Origin of the sequence: Microcystis sp. M079S1 (assembly GCF_020246425.1) — a bacterium.
GTDB classification, from domain to species: Bacteria; Cyanobacteriota; Cyanobacteriia; order Cyanobacteriales; family Microcystaceae; genus Microcystis; species Microcystis aeruginosa.
Genome location: NZ_JADBSZ010000229.1, coordinates 1 through 20,508, shown reverse-complemented (window position 1 = coordinate 20,508; position 20,508 = coordinate 1). Strand labels below are relative to the sequence as shown.

The following is a 20,508-nucleotide window of genomic DNA, read 5'->3' as shown; positions in this document are numbered from 1 at the left end:
GGGAACTAATTCCGTAGATTGGAAGGAAACCGAAACGTAAAATCCCGACGCTTTGCGGATAATTCGAGCTTGTTTAGGCTCGAACCCAGACGGGTATTCTCTAGATTGCCGGATTCTAATTTTTCCTAATTGTGGAAAATTCAAGCATCCATCCCCCAGAAAGTTTTTTGAGAGCGCGGGGAAAACAAAACTTCGCATCTTTTTCTTAAATCTAGGAAAGCCGAAGCCTTTCGACTTCATCTGGTCAAACGCCTTATCTAAAGTTTTTAAGACTTGCTGTAAGACTTGAGCGTTAACCGTCTTTAATATCGGGTAAACTTTTTTAGCTTCCGTTAGATTTTTGGCTTGAACGAAGTAATTTGGATAGGGTTCATCCGCAGGAATTATGTACTCGGAAACTAACGAACAACGATCCGCAAGACACTTTCGAGAGTTCAACCAATCTTTCCGTTCCGAGAGTGCGTAATTGTAAACGCTCTTACAAACATCAAGAATGTGGATTATCTCCCGTTCCTGTTGTCTGTTTACCTTTAGTTTGTACTGGTAGGTAAGCGTTATCACTGTCGTTCGTGAGCGGGATGTACAATTAGATTGTAACACTTACCGCCTAATATGTCAACTGATTACAATCATGGATTTTGCTCCGTTTATAGACTTACCGCCCACGTTGTATTCGTCATCAAATACCGACGAAAAGTTATTAACAATGAAATCTTAGCCCGACTTAAAGAAATCTTTGTATCAACGCTCACAAAATGGGAAAGCGTGTTGCTTGTTTCAACGGTGAATCAGATTACGTTCACCTGATTATCGATTACAAGCCTGACATCGCTTTATCCAAATTAATCGCTAACCTTAAAACAGTTAGTAGTCGTTTAATTAGAAAGGAATTTCCGGATTTGGCGGCCAAGTATTTCGACAATAAACCTTATTTTTAGACGGGAGCTTATTTCGTGGCTAGTTGTGGCGGAGTTAAGTCCCTAAGCAAAATTAATTACACATTTCGATCAAGCTTTTGCCTTTTGCCTCTTGCATGAGTGCCTATCCTAACCAAGAAATTAATTTTGCACGACTACTTACTGTCGAACAACTAAAAAAATACGTCGAGAACCAAAAATCCCCGAAAGTGGAAACGCTACCGCGTTAGTTTTATTCTGGTCGCGATTCATCTCCCGTTAAACCGCGTAGCGGTTTAACGGGAGTCCTCTCACTCCATTGAGATAGATATCATCCACGCCTAGGGCAATATGACCTTAAGCATTACCGACTTCATAGCGATCGACTCCCCAATTATAGGTCAGTTCGATGACAGCATTATGAGCTTCATCGCCATAACCGACGAAAGCGAGGGTAAATTGACCATTGGGATCGTCTTTCTGGCGCAGTAACTTCATTCCTAGCACATCGCAGTAAAATTGTAGAGATTCCTGCAAGTTATTGACCCGGAGCATGGTGTGTAAGAGACGCATGATTATTTTTAGATGACATCGATCGAAAAATTACTTATCCTTGATTGTAACCAGTCCTTGTGCCTTCTTATATCCTTGAGGGTCAACATTTTACTAATACAAATGAACCAAAAACTCACCAGTAAAATCACTTACTCCCCAAAGCGATTAAGTGGCTGTGACCTAAATCCCCTATCGGGTTAGACCTAAATCACAATCTAGAAGATTTTCTTGGTCTATTGTGTAGTTACTGGTGAAGTTAGTTAGGTCAAGACATTCTTGAGCGGGAGTTTTCTAGGGGAATTGTTAAGGAAGTGGGTAGTGGTAAATTTTCACTGGTTTCCGAAAACTCCTTTCGACTTGAATTGGCCGTTTAATAAAATCTCTGGGACTATAATAAATGTTAAATATTTAGGCAAGTATATAAAATGGGAATCGGGATAGGTTAAATCTATGCGTTTTTATTTAGGCTGCATCAATCACTTAGGTCGTTTACAGAAAAAATCCGCTCATCGTCGTCTGCAAGCGGGTTTCACGATTACAGAAGTCTTACTGGCAGGTTTGATGATGCTGATTGCCGTCTTGGTGTCGGGAATTGGCGTGATTAACCTGCTCAGAAGTAACTATCGAGCTAATGCCGATAGTGAAATCCAAAATAATCTTAATCGTACTCTAGAGTTTGTTTCAGATGAGGTGAGAAGAGCAAGTAGAATCGCTGACTCTCAAGCTGAGATCATGGCGGATCAAGTACCCGTAGAAGCGCAAACACCAGGAGCGCGAGTAGTTCTTGCTTTCCAAATTCCTAACCCCAACGATCTCAATCCGCTGCCCCAGATCGTTTACTATACCGCAGACCCTCAAGATGAAAATAGCTTGACCGGTCCGCGAGTCTTGTGGCGCTATGGTCCAGAATTGGACGAATCTGGCAACTACACCACCCCCGAAGATATTGATTCTTGGCAACATTCCCCCGTCACCGATATGTTGTTAGCACCGACTGCTAATAACCCCGATTGTCCTGCGGGTTTTACCCTAATCGTCGCCCCTGGCACTACTGTGGACGGTTTTTTTGCCTGTGTTCACGAAGATGGTGATCAAGTCATTTTGAATGCCAACGCTCAGGTACAGATGACCACTAGGGATGAAGTTGAATACTCTGTCAGTACCAGAGTTTTCCCGAGAGCTACCAGAGCAGATTGTGGAGAATATTTTTGCCTCGTTCAAGCTCCTCGTCCTTTTGATCTGCCGGTTGGAGATGGGGACACTGATAATGCAGTTGTACCCAACCTTACCGTGGCAGCAAATGTTACAGCTGAAGTTATTGAACGACTCGATTGTTCCTCCTGTTTTGTTACTACAGGTCCCCAAGAGGATGGTTGGCTTGATAGAGGAGACGCTACTGCTGCTATGCCTTCAACTGTTCAGGCAAATGCTGGAGATAGCATTAGGATTGATGTGAATGAGGAGATGTCTAATTTCTATTGGAACCCGAGTCTGAATCAAACCGTAAGGGTATATACCTCTGATAGCAGCGATTCACCCAGAAATCTTGATAATAACCAAGTTTTATTTGAGTTTACGAGTCCGGAAAACTCCTATCAGGTTTTAGTAACTATTACCCCTCGCTAAACTTATGGCAATAAGCTGGAACCTCGATGTTATCCTGGTTAGTTAACCCTATTACTTCTCAGAAATCATGGTAAAATCCCCTTAACTGAATCCCAAGCTAAAAAATCTAACTTAAACAGCGAATTGCCTCCAATAAACCCCTCGCTTTGTTGAGGGTTTCTTCATACTCTTTCTCCGGCTCAGAATCGGCTACTAACCCTGCTCCCGCTTGCACGGAAACCAGATGATTTTGATTACCTTGGGGACGAACAATCATAGTACGAATTGTGATGGCACTATTTAACTGTCCCTCGAAATCGTAGTAACCATAAACCCCTGAATAGGGACCACGACGACAGGGTTCCAATTCATGAATAATTTCCATGGCGCGAATTTTCGGGGCCCCACTGACGGTTCCCGCGGGAAAACAAGCTTTTAATAAATCCCAAGCACTTTTATTGGTTGCTAAATCCCCCACCACATTACTAACAATGTGCATAACGTGGGAATAACGTTCAATTATCATTAATTCATCCACTTTGACCGTACCTCGATCGCACACCCGACCTAGATCATTTCTCCCCAAATCCACTAACATAATATGCTCGGCAATTTCTTTGGGATCTTGCAATAAATCCGTTGCTAAAGCTTGATCTTCACTCAAGTTTTGTCCCCGGCGACGGGTTCCAGCAATTGGTCTGACCGTAGCCTTTATTTTACCTAATTCGTCCCGTTCTGCCTTAACCATCACTTCAGGACTAGAGCCAATAATCTGCCAATCCTTAAAGTTATAAAAAGCCATGTAAGGAGAAGGATTAATCAGACGCAGGGAACGATATAAATCGAAGGGATGACCCTGATAATTGGCATTTAAACGCTGGGAAATAACCACCTGAAAAATATCCCCCGCTTTGATGTAATCCTTGGCTTTCAGGACATTTTGACAGAATTTTTCCTGAGTTGTATTGCTTTCATAGACTAATTCTTTTCCCTGACCAACCGGTAATAATTCTAGGGTTTTGGCATTAGTTGGTAGGGGTAATCGTAACTTCAGAACTAACTGTGTCACTCGATCGCAGGCCGCTTGATAAGCGGCTGCCAAATCGGGATTTTTACCCCGGATATCGGCATAAGCGATCGCCCAGATTTTCCGTTTAACTTGATCGAAAATAATCAGATTATCCACCTGCATCCAAATACCATCTGGTAGATCGGCATCGGTAGCGGGATAAATAGGCACTCGCGGTTCGATCCAATTAATTAATTCATAACCCCAAAAACCAAATAACCCCCCTATTCCGGCGGGTAATTGCGGCAATTTAACCGGTACGATCGGGGCTAAACATCGGGTTAAAATCTCGAAAGGATCCCCCGAAAAAATCTCTTGAGAACCATCGCGAAAAGTTTGGGTGGTGCTGTTTCCCCGCGCTTCTAATACCCAGACGGGATCGCCTCCTAAAAAGCTGTAGCGTCCCAAGGTTTCGCCCCCTTCCACCGACTCTAATAAAAAATTGTAGGCTTGATCGCCACAAACTTTATACCAAGCGGAAACGGGCGTTTCTAGGTCAGCGATCCATTCTTGATAGACAGGAATAAAGTTACCTTGGCCAGCGAGTTGACGAAAGCGATCGAAGTCGGGGAAGATCATATTTTGATGGTTCAGGAAACGGATAGCACAACACTTGTAGGGGAGAAAACGGAATGATGAATTATGAATTATGAAGGAGTGGGAAGTGGGGAAGTGGAGAGGTGGGGAAGTGGGGAAGTGGGAAAGTGGGGAAGTTGTCTCATCACCCTAACACCCCAAAACCCCTCGCAACGCGCACGCAGTGACCACCCTATCTCCTGAATACTGACTCCTAACTCCTAACCCCAGGAAAAACTTTTTCAGCAAACCCTAACTAGCAATTAATTGCTGATTGCGATAAGAGAAATCGAGAGTCAGAAGTTAAATCTTGGGGCTAAATAGCTTCTTAATCTAACTCCCCACTCTCGATTTTAGGGATTATTTATGCTTCGTAGGGAGTGACACCAGAGAACTTAATTGTCGCTGGTTCGGGGTTTTTGCCGATATTGCGGTCTTTTTTGCCGAAAAATTCACGACCGGCGTTAACTTTTTCGGGGAAGACACCATCAGCAGGGTGGAGATACTGCACTTCACCACTGGGGTAAATCCGATAGATTTTGTAATCTTCGATTTTGGGCTTGAATTTCGTCCGTAATTGGGTACCAAGAGCGAGCGCGTGTTCTTTGCGGGCCAAATAGAGGAGATTTTCGCCTTCGTTCATGATAGCGGCGCCACCGGTGGGCATTTCAAAGACTTGTTCTTTGCTGCTGGTCCAGGTGATGGCGTATTTTTCTTCCAGATCGGCTTTGGTGAGTAAACCGCCCGTGCTGCCACCGAACTTAGGAGCTTTTCCAGAAAGTTCTGTCATAGGATTTTGTTCTCTCTACAAAAATAAACAAAAGGGGTTTTAGGGAATCCTATCACTGACACCCCCTCTCTCTAGTAGTCTTGTCAAGAACTGTAACATTATTTTGTACTAGACTATAGAACTAAGCTCTTGGCCGATCGCCAACTTGCCTAGGAATCAGCCGCCACTTTAATCGATCGCCCGTCGGGAAATTTGCCAACTTAAAAAAATTACCGGAATTAATCCCACTAAGACAATGGCCAGGGCCGGTGCCGCCGCTTCCACTAAACGTTCATCACTGGCGTATTGATAAACGCGCACCGCTAGGGTATCAAAATTAAAAGGTCTTAAGACCAAAGTAGCAGGTAATTCCTTCATCACATCGACAAAAACTAACATAGCTGCCGTCAATAATCCCCCCGACAAAAGGGGAATATGCACTTTAATTAAAGTGGCACCAGTGCCATAGCCAAGGCTGCGGGAAGCATGATCTAAACTAGGTTTAATTTTACTTAAACTCGATTCTAACGTGGAAAAAGCTACGGCTAAAAACCGGACAATATAGGCAAAAATCACACAGAAAATCGTGCCGCTCAGAATTAAATTGATATTTAATACTTGATTGAAAAAGTTATCTAATTTGCCGATAGGAATTAAAACCCCCACCGCGATAACAATGCCGGGGATAGCGTAACCAGCCGCCGCAATCCGCACAGAACCCTTAAGAGTTTTATTCGGATTAAGTCTTTCCCCGTAGGCGAGAATTAAAGCTAAAAATACCGCAATAATTGCACTTAAACTAGCCAGAAAAAAACTGTTTATCGATAAACTAAGAAAGTCATTATTAAAAGTTTCTTGAGCATGATTAAAGGCTAGATAGGCCAGATAGAAAGCAGGGGCGATAAACCCAAGAAATACTGGTAAAAAACAGGAGATTATTGCCAAAAAACTGCGAACAAATCCTAGTTCGTACTTAGTCGGTGACTGGAAACGATTGGTCATTTCATAGTAACGAGCTTGACGACGGGAGGATTGTTCAAGGAAAACTAAAACGAGGATAAATACCATTAAAACTGTTGATAACTGCCCCGCCGCTATGCGATCGCCCATACCGAACCAAGTATTATAAATCCCCGTGGTAAAAGCATTAATTCCGAAATACTGCACCGTACCAAAATCGTTAAGAGTTTCCATTAAAGCTAGAGCTAATCCCGCCATAATTGCCGGTCTTGCTAGGGGTAAAGCGACAGTAAAAAAACTGCGCCAAGGATTACATCCCAAGGAGCGACTTGCCTCCACCGTGCAGACAGATTGCTCTAAAAAACCGACCCTTGCTAACAGATAAACGTAGGGATAAAGCACCAGTATTAACATCAGAATCCCCCCCCAAAGAGAACGGATATTAGGAAACCAATAATCCTCGACACTATTCCAACCGAAAACACTTCTTAAGAACGTCTGCACCGGACCAAAATAGTCCATCATATTGGTATAAGTATAGGCCAAGAGATAGGCAGGAGCGGCAAGGGGTAGTAATAATAACCATTGAAATTGTTGACAACCGGGAAATTGACACATCGTTGTTAACCAAGCTGTGCCGACACCGATGATTAAAACGCCGCTGCCCACCCCGCACATTAACCAAAAAGAATTAACTAGATAATCCCAGAGAACAGTTTCGATCAGATGTTGCCAGACTTGACTAGAATTAGTTAATAAACTACTGGCAACCGATAAAATCGGCAGGGACACAAGCAGGGCAATTAGTAAAACCGCAATTGTCCATCCCTGTCTAAAAAAAGAGCGAGATTCTTTCAGAAAAAACATTTTTAATAAGATTGTTAAAGCAATTTTTAGAGAACGGTCTAGTTATGCCTTCTTCGCTTGTGAGGTCAACTTACAGCCAGCAGTTCATTAAGCTTGTTTTTCAGATTTGGCGATGTCATCAGCGGGTTGTAAACTTCTCCTGCGTAAGGTTGCCAAACATAACTAGGGCTAAAGGAGCGAAAGACTGGCAATATTCCTAGCTCGCCTGCAAGTGGTTTCGCTAAAACCAGTCCTGGGATAGATAGATTGGATGATTCTTCGATAAGCTCAGTGTATGTTCTAAATTCATCGACTTCAACACCAACCAGTGCATAACGGAAGGTGGGGGCAAATCGTAGGGACTGATAGAGTAAAATACCTAACTCTGTCATTGAATAGGCACTTTCAGGGCTGTCTATTCCCACTTCGCTAAGATTATTTGGTGAAACGCGACACCACCAATTTTCTTCTATGTCTTGGAATGTGTCTGTGCGACATTGGCACTGGCGACCATTTGACAGCAACAATGACATTCCCTGAAAATGTTGAGCAAATTTATCGGCCTTGCTCTCATCAGAACCACATTCTGCGGATAAACTAAATATCCATGCCATTTTCATAGACTCCTATTGTGTGTATGCCACTAATCCACCTTTTCCCAATATTTTTGGGTCTTTGCCAATGCCGCTTCGTACCTTTCTAGAGCCATTGTAACTCTTGGCATGATGCTAACGTGGGTTGGGCTATCTTGGACAGCCTGTAAATCTCCTGTAATAATGCTGTCATCAATCTGCCACAAAGGATCTTTGCCCATGCCGCCAAATTTCACTGGTTTACGAAATGCGGGTAAACCTTCGATGGATAGGGAAACAGACATTCCTTTGGTGTCTCTCATGGCAACAGCTACAAGATCGCCGTGCAACTTACGCTGTGGCTCTGGTAACAAGTAGCTTTGTTCATCTAGGCAACCTACTGGCATTTGCTGAATGTTTATATCAATACTAGGTCTAATGCCTAGCAGTCTAGCACTTCGACCTATTTTGGGTTTGCCGTTCTGCTCTGCCATGCCTCGATAGTAAAGTTTTACCATCTCAAATAATATAAAATGTTCATCTGCTCATACTAGCCAGATCTCGCCTGACAATTTGCAGCTTTTTCTCAATGGCCAGCAAATTTTTCATGATTTCACTAGATGCTGCAATTTCCTCTTCCTCTTTCCGTAATTTTGGCAGGAATTACTTTTTCTTTTATTTCTTGTTGTTTAGTCATTTTATTAAATGCCATAATCCCATCAGTGATCGACACTACAGAACCAAGAAAATCGAGCAAACCACCAAGTCCTAGAAAAGTTTCTGCACCTCCCAAAAATAGTTCTTCAAAACCAAACAACTTCTGTAAGCATAACTAGGAGATGATCTACAGCACCGTCTATCGAGTAAAATTAGCTAATCAATAGGCCTAGGTCATTGGCTCCTAAAAATTAGGATTTCTCTAACAGTTTGCGGTAGTCAAACACGCGAATGAGCGTCCCTTTTTTGGGTAAATCGGCGGCACGAATCCGTAATTTATTGTCCTCGATCAAACGGATATTTTTATCCTTGACTAACTTGAGAAACTCATCTACAGACACCAATTCACAGGCATTTTTATCGGCGGCACTGGTAAAATATTGCGTCGGGACGGCAATTCGCGGTTGTAAAACTTCGATCGCCTGTTTTGCTTCTTGGGGATTATAATTTTTTGGACCACCTCCCACGGGAATAAAAGCTAAATCCGGGGAACCTAGGAGAATTCTTTGTTCTAATGCGAGCGGGGCCGCTGCCCCCCCTAAATGGACAATACTAATCCCCGCTTGGGTCCAACGCCAGGCCACATTCATACCGAAACGTTGCCCCCCCATGCGATCGTGGGCAATACTAATGCCCTGTAATTTTAATTTACCCAGATCATAAGCCCCCGGCTCAAACAAAATTTTCGGATTACCGGGTAAACCCTCGGCCGCCCCTTCATCCCACAGTTGACTACTAATTAAAACGATATCTGCTTCTACTTTTGGCAAAGGAAAACCCGCCGTACAACCGATCGCCCGGAAAGGATTAACGAGGACTCTTTGCCCTCCTCCGGTGAATAAAAAGCAACTATGACCCAACCATTGAACTAAGAGGGAATTATCGGGTTTTTGGGGGGAAGTGGGGTTAGTGGGTTTCGGTTTAGTTTCCGCTAAAACTGAGCTTACTGCCACGGTTAAGAAACTTGCCCCCGCCGATAAGATAAAATCTCGCCTTTTCATAAATGTAGATGCAGAATTAATCAAGTTAAGGTTAATTTCAGGGGTTGGGGATTAGCAAACACTAGAGGGATCGCAGAAAGTTTCTTAAAAGTTCCTTGCCAGCAGTGGTTAAAATACTTTCGGGATGAAATTGTACTCCTTGAATGTGGGGGTAATCCCGATGACGGACTCCCATGACCGTGCCATCTTCCACCCAGGCCGTGATCTCTAAATTATCTGGCATGGTGGAGCGCTCGATCACTAAACTATGGTAACGGGTGGCAGTAAAAGGATTTTCTAACCCTTGAAATACCCCTTCATTGTTGTGATAGATTGGCGAAGTTTTGCCGTGCATCAAGACTGGGGCCCAGACCACATCCCCTCCGAATACCTGACCGATACTTTGATGACCGAGACAGACCCCCAAAATCGGCATATAGGGGCCAAATTTGGCGATTAATTCCAGAGATATGCCCGCATCGACCGGACGACCTGGACCGGGGGAAATAACAATTCCATCCGGCCGCATTTGTTCGATCGTGGCCAGATCGATTTTATCATTACGATAGACCTCGATCGGCACGGCGATCGGGAACTCGGAGGCTAATTCTCCCAAATACTGGACTAAATTGTAGGTAAAACTATCATAGTTATCGATGACGATTATCAAGAGTCTCTCTCCTTTCTCTAGCCTCGCTCAGTATTTTTATTCTACATCCCTACTGTCTCGATCGAGATAGCCGGAGTGTAGGGGGTAGGCTATTTTTGAGCCGTCAGCTAGAATCTGCCCGGAATTGCTAATTACAGCCTAAACTATCTCTGGTGGCCACTCCTGTGACGGGATTAATGCCATCGGCCCGTTCACACATTAACTTGACCTGATAGTTATCAATGACCGCGTTAGTGAAATCGGCCCCGGTAATAATTGTGTCATAAAAACGGCTGCGAGTAGCGATCGCATCGGTAAAAATAGTATTAGTTAAATCGGCAAAATCGAGGGTAACTCTATCTACCAAAGAGGCGGTTAAATCGGCCCCTTTTAAGTTAGCTTTTAAGAGGACAGCCTCGGTGAGAATACTATAGGATAAATCGGCCTTTTCTAGGTTAACTCCCCGCATAGCAGCAGCTGCGAAAACTCCTCCGCGCAAATCCTGATGGGAAAAATCCCGATCTTGCAGCTGGGCAAAACTATAGTTAATCGTTTTATCTTGGGCTAAAGCTACCGGACGGGCTGCGAAAAGTAGCCAAAGAATCGCCAGCGAAATAATTAAAACCAGACTGAAAATTTTTTTCAACATTGTTACTGTTGAGCGTTGAAAAACTGGGCCGCATCATCACCCACCCGAATAGTTAGGTCTGAGTCTAAAGCACCAGTGGAGGATGATTCTACTTTACCGATTCCCAATTGATTTTTCAAGAGGTTAGCGGACTGAACATCACCTTTTTGGGCAATAATTGCCGTGGTTTCTAGCTTTTGGGAGGAGTCATCGCTAATATAAACATTTGTGTAGCCCTGTTTGGCCAGATAATTACGAGTACGACGGGCTAAACCTTTGGTATGGGTGGCATTTTGAATGGCAATCCGCAGACTATAAACGGAGGTTTCTCCCCGCGAATAGTTATCGGTAAAATTATTGGCCACAATGGTTCTAATTTCGCGACGGTTCAAAATCCAATAACTGCGACCATCGTATTCCTCGATGTTATTAAACCGGCCGGGGAGTAGGATCATTCTTAAGTCATCCTGTTTAATTTCCCTGCCAAAATTAGCGATAGCCAGCATTTCCTCGACGGATAAATTCGTATCGATATATTGTTGTAAAACCTGTACTGCTTTCGGGAGACTGGGGAGAATTGTCGGACTAAAAATCTTTTGTTGTAGTGCTTTTAATAAAATTTGTTGTCTTTGCACGCGACCGATATCGCCGTATTGCGGGTTACGAAAACGGGCAAATTGTTCTGCTTGGTCGCCGTTGAGATTTTGCCAACCCTCTTGTAAATCAATTTCTAATTTTTGGGTGACATCTTTATGATACATTCGTTCGGGTACATAAACCTCTACACCCCCGACTAAATCGACTAATTCCTTAAAGGCATCGCTAGTCACCCGCACATAGCGATCAACGGTGACATCCCCTAAAGTATTATTGACCACTTCCGCCGCTAGAGTTGGTCCACCGTGAACATTGGCATCGTTAATTTTAGTGAAACCGTGGCCAGGTATTCTGACGCGGCTATCGCGAGGGATAGACAACATTCTCACGGTTTTATCGCTAGGATCGAAGCGCACTAGGAGCATGGTATCGCTGCGACCTTTAAATACATCGTCGCTGTTTTTGGCATCTAAAACTCGATCGATGCCCATAACTAAAATATTAACAGGACGAGAAAGCTGCTGGTTAATTAAGCTATTCCAAGCTTGGGCCTCAAGGATGTCTGTTTGGGTGGGAAAAGTCGTTTTTTGGAAGATAGCCCCAATTGGTGCGGGTAAGGGACTAATTAGAGCAACGGCAGCCCCAACAGTGGCGGAAACTAGGGCGGTAAAACTGAGGGTTATTCCCCAAAATAAGCCCTTTTGCAGGGGAGATGCTTTTTTTAAACCGGACATGACCGAACTGACCACCGTGACGGTATTTTCTGAGTTTTGGCTGTATTCTTGCTTTTCAAACCGCCCGGAAACATTGGCCATGGACTAACCTCAACATCTGATTAAAAGCTTACTCTAGGAGGTGACTGCTGATCGATAGAATCTATCTCTAGCCCAAAAGTTCCAAATATTGGCTACTCCCCCTCGCCGGTTATTGTAACATATTGTTAAGGAACCGGCTATAATAGACCTGTTGTAAAAATCAAAATTTGTCTTGGTTGGTTAGGAGTCAGTAGTCAGTAGTCAGGAGAATTAAGAATGAATAATAAGCAATTAAATGCTCTATTCACAGATTTTATGCTATTTAATCCTTATTTTTGCCGTTTTTGAACCCTGAAAAGTTAATTAGGCAAGAGGAATTTGAGGGATTCAGTTCGGTTATAAATTATCTCTGTGGCCAAGAATTAAGAGAGGTGGAAACTTGAAGATGACAGAACTAAGGTTATTCTCCTTGTTTTTATCCCTTAGCTTTTGGCTAGTTGGGCATTTGTTTCTGTCAATATAATTCTGATCTATTTTTTATGAAAATCATCTCTATTCCCCCATCATCGACCCAAGAATATCTCTGTATAAGAGACTTAAATCTCTACAATTCTCCCAGTTGTCAAGAGTTAGCAACCCAAGCACAACAGGGAAGACAATTAAAATTTATTTCCCTAGAAATTACCGAAAAAGGGCTACAAATTCAGCTAAGGGAAGATAATTATTTAGCTTGGTTATGCGGAGAAGATTTAGATGCAATTGCGGTGGCAACCACAGCTTATCAAAAAATTCCTCTAACTCGTTCCGACATAGAAAAACATATTCCTGAGATTATCTCTTTTACTCAGGAAGCAAGGAACCGTACCAATCATTATCTCTGGGGTGGAACCCTTGCACCTAATTACGATTGTTCAGGATTAATCCAGGCTGCTTTTGCCACCTTTGACATTTGGTTGCCGAGGGATTCCTATCAACAGGAGGCTTTTTGTCAAAAAATAAACCGAGAGGAATTACTCCCAGGAGATTTAATTTTTTTTGGTGATAAAAGAGTTAATCATGTGGCGTTATATCTAGGAAATAATCAATATATCCACAGTTCAGGAAAAGAAACAGGTAACAATGGTATCGCTATAAATCTACTTACTGATGATAGGGATAGCGTTAGTCGTCATTATTATCAAAAATTATGGAGTTTCGGTCGAGTTATGCACAATTAATCAGTTATCAGGGAAATGGGGAAATGGGTAAATGGGGAAATGGGGAAATTTCAACTAAAACCCCAAAACCCCAAAACCCTAAAACCCCAAAACCCTAAAACCCTAAAACCCCAAAACCCCAACCCCTAACTCCTCACTCCTTACTCTCCCCCATAGGTAATCATGTCAGAAAACATCTCCCTAAGCGGTCTGTCAATTCGTCGTCACATAGGAGTATTGATGTTAACTATAGCAGTTATCATCATCGGTCTTTTTTTTCTAAATCGTTTAGAAGTGGACTTGCTTCCTTCTATCACTTATCCCCGCATTAGTTTAAGGATGAATGTACCTGGAGTTTCCCCGGAAGTCATTCTCGAAGAAGTAACTAAACCCCTGGAAGAAGGAATGAGTGCCACCGAGGGAGTAGTGCAAGTTTATTCAGAAACTCGCGAGGGAAGGATGCGAGTAGATTTATTTTTTCAACCGGGGGGAGACTTAAATGTAGCTTTAAATGAAGCTACCGAAAGTTTTAATCGTGTCCGACAAAATTTACCCGATATTATTGAGGAACCGCGCTTAAATAAATTTGAACCCTCTCGTTTACCCGTCTATGAATTCGCTCTCGTTTCTGATACCCTACCCCTAAAAGATTTAAGATTATTTGCCGATGAAGAATTAGGGAGAGAATTAGGATTTGTGGGAGGAGTGGCAGTGGTGGACGTGATTGGGGGAGTTAGAGAAGAAATTCAAGTTAATATTGACCTGCAGCGATTACAATCTTTAGGAGTGGGATTAAATCAGGTTTTAGACACCCTAAAAAGACGCAATCAGGACATCTCTGGGGGCCGACTACAGGGAGAAACCGGGGAACCTTTAACCCGTGCGGTGGGGAAATTTAAAAACGTAGCCGATATCCAAGATTTAGCACTGACCGATAGTAATAATCCCGAAGAAAAAATCTATCTGCGGGATGTGGCCAGAGTTATCGATGGGACAGAAGAACAAAGAATTTTTGTCACCCTAAATGGAAAAAATGCCGTGAGGGTTAGCGTCCAAAAACAACCGAATGCGAACACGATTGCTGTGGTAGAAGGGGTAAAAAAACGCATTACAGAATTAAAAAAATCCGGGTTAATGACCGGGGGAATGCAAGTAGTCACCACTACTGATGAGTCTGTATTTATCCAAAACGCGGTCAATAACGTGGTTTCGTCGGGACTAGCGGGGACAATTCTAGCAGGATTGACTGTATTCGTCTTTCTCGGTTCCCTGCGACAGACTTTTATCATTACCCTAGCGATTCCTCTTTCTACCCTCGTCGCAATTATCTGTATGAAGTTATTCGGGTTATCGATAAATGTGTTTAGTTTGGGAGGATTGGCCCTAGGGGTGGGTATCGTGGTGGATAATTCCATTGTCATGCTGGAAAATATTGCCCTCAAAGTTAATCAAAACCAAAATAAGCGAGATTTTTTAGAAATTGCCCGGAATAGCAGCCGAGAGGTAGAATCTGCTTTATTGGCCTCCACTGCGACTAATCTCGTCTCTATCCTGCCATTTTTACTACTGGGTGGTTTTATTTCCCTACTGTTTAACGAGATTATCCTTACTATCAGTTTTGCTGTGGCTGCTTCTCTGCTGTGTGCGTTAACCGTTGTTCCCATGTTGGCCAGTCGTTTGTTAAATATGCGGGTTTATAGTGGCATTCAGCGATTTTGGCTCTTAAAAGTCTTTAGTCAACGTCTAGAAGGTTTAACCATCCTCTACGGTCGTTTTTTAGCTAAAATCATCCGCTACAGAATACCTGTTATCCTGCTGGCCTTTTTAATTTTAGGGGGAAGTAGTTTTTATCTCTGGCAATATATCCCCCAAGAAGTCTTTAGTCGTATTCAAACCGGACAGGTGAACGTTTTTGCCCAATTTCCCCCGGGTACCAATTTAAATACTAACCGTCAGGTGATGCGGGAAGTAGAAAAGATTTTATTATCACAACCGGAAACTGAGTATGTTTTTACTACCAGTGGCGGTTCTCTTTTTGGCACAACTACCAATGAAAATATTTTGCGCGCTTCTAGTACGATTAATCTCAAAAAAGGCAGTAATACAGAAGCATATATCGAACGCATGAGCAAAGCACTAGAGCAATTAAACCTCGTTAACGTGCGTTTGCGTCTCACCCCCGGTCAAGTGCGCGGTATTATTCTGAATAACTCTCCCTCCGTTGGTGCCGATGTGGATGTGATGTTACAGGGACGCGATGGGAAAACTTTAGAGCAAGCTGGTGAAGAAATCCTCAGTATTCTCGATGAAAAAGTCCCTAGTGCGCGTTTTCGTCCCGATGCTGACCCCAGACAACCAGAAATCCAGATTAAACCCGATTGGACGCGCTTAAATAGTTTGGGATTGAGTACCCTGGAAGTGGGACAAACGCTACGGACCGCTATTCAAGGATCGATCCCCACCCAACTGCAACGGGGAGAAAGATTAATCGATATCCGAGTGCAATTGGACCCCAACTCGCGGCAAAAAATTAGTGACATCTCACAAATACCTATTTTTGTCAATAGACAAGAAGACTTAAAATTAGCAGATATAGCCCGGATTGAAGCGGGAAAAACCCCCGGAGTCATCCAGAGAATCAATCAGCGTCAAGTTTTTATTATTATCGGCAGTTTGGTCGAAGGGGCGAAATTAAGTGACGCACTCGCGGGAGTACAATCGCTTTTAAATTCCACTCCCTTACCGGATGGTATCAGCATTTTACCCAGTGCTGCTGCCACGTCTAATCAAGAAATTCAGGGTTCTTTGGGTTTATTAGCGGGTTTATCAGTATTTTTAGTCTTTGTGGTCATGGCCGTGCAGTATAACTCACTCATAGACCCTTTGGTGATTATGTTAACCGTTCCTTTGGCCCTAGCGGGGGGAATTTTCGGACTATATTTGACTAAAACCCCGATTAATGCCATTGTCATCGTCGGGGTGGTTTTATTGGTGGGGATTGTGGTTAATAACGGGATTATTATGGTGGAATTAGCCAATCAATTGCGGCAAGAATTCGGTTTTACCCGGCTACAAGCCATTTTAAAGGCCGCTCCCCAACGTTTACGACCGATTTTAATGACTACCGTGACCACGGTTTTAGGTTTATTTCCCCTCGCTTTAGGATTAGGAGAGGGGGGAGAATTCCTGCAACCTTTAGGAATTGTCGTTTTTTCGGGTTTGTCTTTAGCAACTCTGTTAACTCTGTTTATTATTCCCTGTTTTTACGTTTTATTCTCTAGAAAATAATCTTCTTGGACAGTGGGAAGTGCGGAAGTGAGGAAGTGAGGAAGTGGGGAAGTGGGGAAGTGGGGAGAATAAATAAAAAAAGTCTCCTATCTCCTGACTCCTATCTCCTATCTCCTATCTCCTGACTCCTGACTCCTGACTCGGAGAATACTGTCTCCTGACTCGGAGAATACTGTCTCCTAACCCAATGTTGGCTAAAGATAAGCAAAAATTATTTATTGGCTCCCAAAACTTGAGAATATTTAAATTAACATTCCGCAATATTTATAAATTCTTAAGAATTTATTGAGAAAGATTTTTATTTAATAACGATGTTATGAAGGTTACAGCGATTTGATAGAATTTCATAATGGGTTATTATGTGCTTTTTTAGGCAGCAATGGCTGAAACCCTTACCACACCTAGAAGGTGATCCTAATTAAGACAGGTAAATCAGTCAATTTCACCCATAACGATGATCTTTTTTTTGTGTAGTTTTATTGCAAAAAAAAAGTTTTTTTGACAAAAAACACAAAGTATGATAGGAAACCAACGTATTTCTGGCTGCCAGTAGTTATTGTAGAGTGGGAAGTGGAGAAGTGGGGAAGTGGGGAAGTGGGGAAGTGGGGAAGGGGAGCATCTCACCTTTGTAACCCCTAAATCAGGTTTTATGTCAAACTATTTTGAAAGCCTTACTAGAAACCAGTTTGAGGGACAAGTATAATTACTCACTTGTATAAATGAGATGCTCCCTGGGGAATGGGGAAGTGGGGAAGTGGGGAGTATTTTCAGTGATCAGTAAACAGTGAACTGAAAACTCACATCTGATAACTGATAACTGATTCAAGGCTGACTCCTAACCCGACAAAAAACTTTTTGCCGCAAACCCTAAGTTAAATAAGCGATAGTTACCCCCGAACCGCCCTCATTTTGGGGTGCTAATTGAAAGCGTTTTATCTGGGGATGACGGGATAGGAAATCGTGAACACCCTGACGTAATTTCCCCGTACCTTTACCGTGAATAATCCATAATATGCCCGATGGGGTAGCGCGGGTGATCGCCTGTTCGATATCCGTTTCTGACTCTGCCACCCTGGAACCGCGAATATCGACAGTATTATTAGCAGTACGAATTAAAGGAGTCTCCTGGGGTTTTGTGGGAGTTTGTGGCAAATTTTTGGCAGGTTTTGGCGCAGTTTCCACTTTTTGACCATCCAAAGACTCAATCTGATCTAAGGGTAGGGTCATCTTCATCATACCGAAACGCAGGGAAATCTCCTCTGATTCCGGTGAAATTGCTAAAACTTCGGCAGTTTGTCCCAAATTGGGCAAGCGCACCCTTTCCCCCACTTGCGGACGATAATTAACCTTAGTTTTTTCCGTTTTTGGTAATAACCTTTCTGCGATCGCAGTTAATTCCTCTGTGGCTTTTTGGGCATCTTTACCGGTTTTTGTTCCCGCTTGCAATCGGCGAATAACGTCATTAATCTCTGCTTTTGCCGATAATAAAGCCTTTTGTATCTCCTGGTCTTGATAACGCTTTAATTCTCGCTCTCTCTCCTGTAGAGAATTAGCCCGCGTGGACACCTCTGTATAAAATTTCTCCGTTTGTTGCAGTAATTGACTAGCTTCCTTAGCTTTTGATTCCTGTTCCCGTCTTTGCGCTTCCAAACCAGCAATTACTTGATTTATCTCCTCCGATAACCCCCCCAGATGATTTCTCGCTTCGGCCACAATTTCGGGATTCAATCCCAAACGCTGGGCAATAGTTAAAGCATTAGAACGCCCCGGAATGCCCCATAATAGTCGATAAGTAGGGGAAAGAGTGCGATCATCAAACTCTACCGAGGCATTTTCAAAGCGAGAATCTCGATACTTCAACGCTTTTAATTCCCCGTAGTGAGTGGTAGCCACCGTCAGTAAACTATGATCGGCGAGGTATTGTAAAATAGCGATCGCTAAAGGACTTCCCTCGGCCGGATCCGTACCTGCTCCCACCTCATCGAGTAAAACCAAGGAACGAGAATTTAAAGCCGCTAAAATGCGGACAATCCGGCGAATGTGACCCGAAAAAGTCGATAAACTCTGTTGTAAAGACTGTTCATCCCCGATATCGGCTAAAACCTGATCGAACCAGGGTATCTCTACTGGTTCCCGCGCCGGAATAAACAGGCCCGCTTTCGCCATTAAAGCCGCTAATCCGAGGGTTTTTAAAGTAACGGTTTTTCCGCCGGTATTTGGTCCGGTGATGGCAACAACGCGAATTTCTGGGCTAATCTGCACATTTATTGGGATGACCTCCCCCCCCTGTTCGTGGTGTTTTTGCCACCAGAGCAAAGGATGACGCAAATTCCGCAAAGTAATCGTTTCCGAACCATCGATAAAGTGGGGGGGATTACCCTCTAACCATAAACTGTAACGGGCCCTGGCGGTGGCCAGATCGAGCCTAGTAGCGATCGCTAGTAAATATTCTAAGTCCTCAAAGGCTTCGGCGATTGTATTACTTAACTGCCGCAGGATTTTTTCTTCTTCGATTTGTTCCTGACGACGATATTGCCGTAGTTGATTGCCTTGGTCAACGATAGAGTGAGGTTCAATGTAAAAAGTCGCCCCTGTGCTGGAAGTATCGTGAATTATCCCTGGTATTTGCTCTTTTTGCGCTGCTTTGACGGGAAGCACCCAGCGCTCGCTTCTTTGGGTAATCACCGCTTCTTGGATAGCACCGCCCTGTTTTTGCATGATATCCTGTAATTTTCGGTAAATTCGCTCTCTAATCACCTTCATTTGTCCCCGAATTTCCCGTAATTGGGGACTAGCGCGATCGGATATCCGGCCATCTTCATCGATACAACGGTGTATTTCCTGTTCTATCTCTGGATAGGTGCGAATTTCCGCTACTAACTCCTTTAAAACTGGTATATCTTCCTGTTCGTCAATTAAACGGCGTAAACGTCGCACTCCCGCTAAAGTCGTGGCAATATTTAAAAGTTCCTGTCCCGATAATAAACCCCCCAGATGCGCCCTTTCTAGGGCATCACCGATGTCGGTAATCCCATCAAAGGAAAGACGACTATCTAATTTTTGTTCTAAGCTATAAACTTCTTTGGTTTGGCAGAGTAGGTTTAAACTTTCCTCTTTGCTTTCCGGTAACGGCAATTGACGAATCGCGATCGCACCGAGTTTAGTCGCTGCAAAAGTAGCTAGGTGTTGACATAGCCGCGGCCATTCCAATAATTCTAGGGTTTCGTCTTGAATCAATTTTGTAGTTTTTTATAATACGCTTTGTATTTCTAGTCTAACCAGATTTGGCCTGATTTTTACAGGAGTCATTTCAGTCAACAGTAATCAGTCATCAGTAATCAGGGAAAAGACAGCACTGTTACTCGCACCTAATACCTGTCACTTAACAATCCCGCCAATCTGTTGACTATCTAAATTACTCGTTAAGACTGCACTGGAGTGCCGGAGTTGGGAGTAGGGAGAGGAAGTTCGAGCATTTGTACTAAAATTTCTAATACGCAGTTTAAATTCAGTACAGCTTATAATATTCGGGGTTCTTCGTTACTTGGTATGGTTCAATAGGGGGGCATAAATCGACTAAATCCTTATCTGGCAAGAGACTTAATTGATTAGTTCGCTCTAGATCAAAAACAATTGACAAAAATCGCCAAATGCCTTTCTACATAAAGGTTCCATCCCTTATAACCCTCGTCCATTGCATAACACAAACCGAAGAGCCATATTCGGTCGAGTTCTACTGATAACTGATAACTGATAACTGATAACTGATAACTGATAACTGATAACTGATAACTGATAACTGATAACTGATAACTGATAACTGATAACTGATAACTGATAACTGATAACT

Annotated in this window: 16 protein-coding genes and 2 pseudogenes; 5 read left to right on the top strand and 13 right to left on the bottom strand. The window is 43.1% G+C overall.

The window, feature by feature from the left end; translation table 11 throughout:
* On the bottom strand, positions 1 to 561 hold a 561-nt coding region (locus tag IM456_RS15380), incomplete at its 3' end, for an RNA-guided endonuclease InsQ/TnpB family protein (protein ID WP_287712788.1).
* 51 nt (positions 562 to 612) lie between these two features.
* On the opposite strand from IM456_RS15380, the pseudogene tnpA reads away from it, so the two are divergent.
* Both tnpA and IM456_RS15365 read left to right on the top strand, forming a co-directional pair.
* Positions 613 to 938, top strand: a pseudogene (gene tnpA, locus IM456_RS23355) (IS200/IS605 family transposase).
* Positions 939 to 1,015: 77 nt separating this feature from the next.
* Positions 1,016 to 1,147 carry a hypothetical protein gene (locus tag IM456_RS15365; RefSeq protein ID WP_287693581.1) on the top strand — a complete coding sequence of 44 codons (132 nt, stop codon included), beginning with the start codon at positions 1,016 to 1,018 and terminating at the stop codon, positions 1,145 to 1,147.
* 109 nt (positions 1,148 to 1,256) lie between these two features.
* Here the strand turns inward: IM456_RS15365 and IM456_RS15360 are convergent.
* Positions 1,257 to 1,469, bottom strand: a pseudogene (locus IM456_RS15360) (VOC family protein); the annotation flags it as partial.
* 432 nt (positions 1,470 to 1,901) lie between these two features.
* Here IM456_RS15360 and IM456_RS15355 point away from each other — a divergent pair.
* A complete protein-coding gene (locus IM456_RS15355; protein WP_287693579.1) occupies positions 1,902 to 3,077 on the top strand; it encodes a PulJ/GspJ family protein in 1,176 nt (391 codons plus the stop codon).
* Positions 3,078 to 3,183: 106 nt separating this feature from the next.
* On the opposite strand, the gene trpE is transcribed toward IM456_RS15355, so the two are convergent.
* The 10 genes from trpE to IM456_RS15305 all read right to left on the bottom strand — a co-directional run bounded on the left by trpE (position 3,184) and on the right by IM456_RS15305 (position 12,234).
* Complete coding sequence (gene trpE / locus IM456_RS15350) at positions 3,184 to 4,704, bottom strand: anthranilate synthase component I (protein WP_149987167.1); 1,521 nt, start codon at positions 4,702 to 4,704, stop codon at positions 3,184 to 3,186.
* 361 nt (positions 4,705 to 5,065) lie between these two features.
* The gene (locus IM456_RS15345; protein WP_002796771.1) at positions 5,066 to 5,491 is read right to left on the bottom strand and encodes a photosystem I reaction center subunit II PsaD; all 426 of its coding nucleotides are present in this window, start codon (positions 5,489 to 5,491) and stop codon (positions 5,066 to 5,068) included.
* 168 nt (positions 5,492 to 5,659) lie between these two features.
* Positions 5,660 to 7,297, bottom strand: a complete 1,638-nt coding sequence (locus IM456_RS15340) for an ABC transporter permease (protein ID WP_287693577.1) — start codon at positions 7,295 to 7,297, stop codon at positions 5,660 to 5,662.
* A 65-nt stretch (positions 7,298 to 7,362) separates the two neighbouring features.
* A complete protein-coding gene (locus IM456_RS15335; protein WP_223210047.1) occupies positions 7,363 to 7,896 on the bottom strand; it encodes a hypothetical protein in 534 nt (177 codons plus the stop codon).
* Between the two features lie 23 nt (positions 7,897 to 7,919).
* A complete protein-coding gene (locus tag IM456_RS23585) occupies positions 7,920 to 8,366 on the bottom strand; it encodes a Tse2 family ADP-ribosyltransferase toxin (protein ID WP_149987165.1) in 447 nt (148 codons plus the stop codon).
* Between the two features lie 98 nt (positions 8,367 to 8,464).
* A complete protein-coding gene (locus tag IM456_RS15325; protein WP_002783165.1) occupies positions 8,465 to 8,665 on the bottom strand; it encodes a hypothetical protein in 201 nt (66 codons plus the stop codon).
* A 91-nt stretch (positions 8,666 to 8,756) separates the two neighbouring features.
* Positions 8,757 to 9,566, bottom strand: a complete 810-nt coding sequence (locus IM456_RS15320; RefSeq protein WP_287693572.1) for an MBL fold metallo-hydrolase — start codon at positions 9,564 to 9,566, stop codon at positions 8,757 to 8,759.
* A gap of 61 nt (positions 9,567 to 9,627) precedes the next feature.
* Complete coding sequence (locus IM456_RS15315) at positions 9,628 to 10,215, bottom strand: anthranilate synthase component II (RefSeq protein WP_147072363.1); 588 nt, start codon at positions 10,213 to 10,215, stop codon at positions 9,628 to 9,630.
* A 127-nt stretch (positions 10,216 to 10,342) separates the two neighbouring features.
* Complete coding sequence (locus tag IM456_RS15310; RefSeq protein ID WP_287693570.1) at positions 10,343 to 10,843, bottom strand: pentapeptide repeat-containing protein; 501 nt, start codon at positions 10,841 to 10,843, stop codon at positions 10,343 to 10,345.
* 2 nt (positions 10,844 to 10,845) lie between these two features.
* Positions 10,846 to 12,234, bottom strand: coding sequence for an LCP family protein (locus IM456_RS15305; protein ID WP_149987162.1), 1,389 nt, complete (start codon positions 12,232 to 12,234; stop codon positions 10,846 to 10,848).
* Between the two features lie 479 nt (positions 12,235 to 12,713).
* Here IM456_RS15305 and IM456_RS15300 point away from each other — a divergent pair, with 479 nt between their 5' ends.
* Entirely contained in the window at positions 12,714 to 13,391 is a 678-nt protein-coding gene (locus IM456_RS15300; RefSeq protein ID WP_287693567.1) for a C40 family peptidase, read from the top strand.
* A gap of 162 nt (positions 13,392 to 13,553) precedes the next feature.
* A complete protein-coding gene (locus IM456_RS15295; RefSeq protein WP_287693565.1) occupies positions 13,554 to 16,658 on the top strand; it encodes an efflux RND transporter permease subunit in 3,105 nt (1,034 codons plus the stop codon).
* Positions 16,659 to 17,525: 867 nt separating this feature from the next.
* On the opposite strand, the gene IM456_RS15290 is transcribed toward IM456_RS15295, so the two are convergent.
* Positions 17,526 to 19,895 (bottom strand): endonuclease MutS2, encoded by a 2,370-nt coding sequence (locus tag IM456_RS15290; protein WP_149987159.1) that lies wholly within the window; start codon positions 19,893 to 19,895, stop codon positions 17,526 to 17,528.
* Positions 19,896 to 20,508 lie beyond the last annotated feature (613 nt).

Coding starts and splice junctions, on each gene's coding strand:
- IM456_RS15300 (WP_287693567.1), top strand. CDS start 12,714: ATGAAAATCATCTCTATTCCCCCATCATCGACCCAAGAATATCTCTGT.
- IM456_RS23585 (WP_149987165.1), bottom strand. CDS start 8,366: ATGGTAAAACTTTACTATCGAGGCATGGCAGAGCAGAACGGCAAACCC.
- IM456_RS15345 (WP_002796771.1), bottom strand. CDS start 5,491: ATGACAGAACTTTCTGGAAAAGCTCCTAAGTTCGGTGGCAGCACGGGC.
- IM456_RS15355 (WP_287693579.1), top strand. CDS start 1,902: ATGCGTTTTTATTTAGGCTGCATCAATCACTTAGGTCGTTTACAGAAA.
- IM456_RS15295 (WP_287693565.1), top strand. CDS start 13,554: ATGTCAGAAAACATCTCCCTAAGCGGTCTGTCAATTCGTCGTCACATA.
- IM456_RS15320 (WP_287693572.1), bottom strand. CDS start 9,566: ATGAAAAGGCGAGATTTTATCTTATCGGCGGGGGCAAGTTTCTTAACC.
- IM456_RS15335 (WP_223210047.1), bottom strand. CDS start 7,896: ATGAAAATGGCATGGATATTTAGTTTATCCGCAGAATGTGGTTCTGAT.
- IM456_RS15310 (WP_287693570.1), bottom strand. CDS start 10,843: ATGTTGAAAAAAATTTTCAGTCTGGTTTTAATTATTTCGCTGGCGATT.
- trpE (WP_149987167.1), bottom strand. CDS start 4,704: ATGATCTTCCCCGACTTCGATCGCTTTCGTCAACTCGCTGGCCAAGGT.
- IM456_RS15305 (WP_149987162.1), bottom strand. CDS start 12,234: ATGGCCAATGTTTCCGGGCGGTTTGAAAAGCAAGAATACAGCCAAAAC.
- IM456_RS15340 (WP_287693577.1), bottom strand. CDS start 7,297: ATGTTTTTTCTGAAAGAATCTCGCTCTTTTTTTAGACAGGGATGGACA.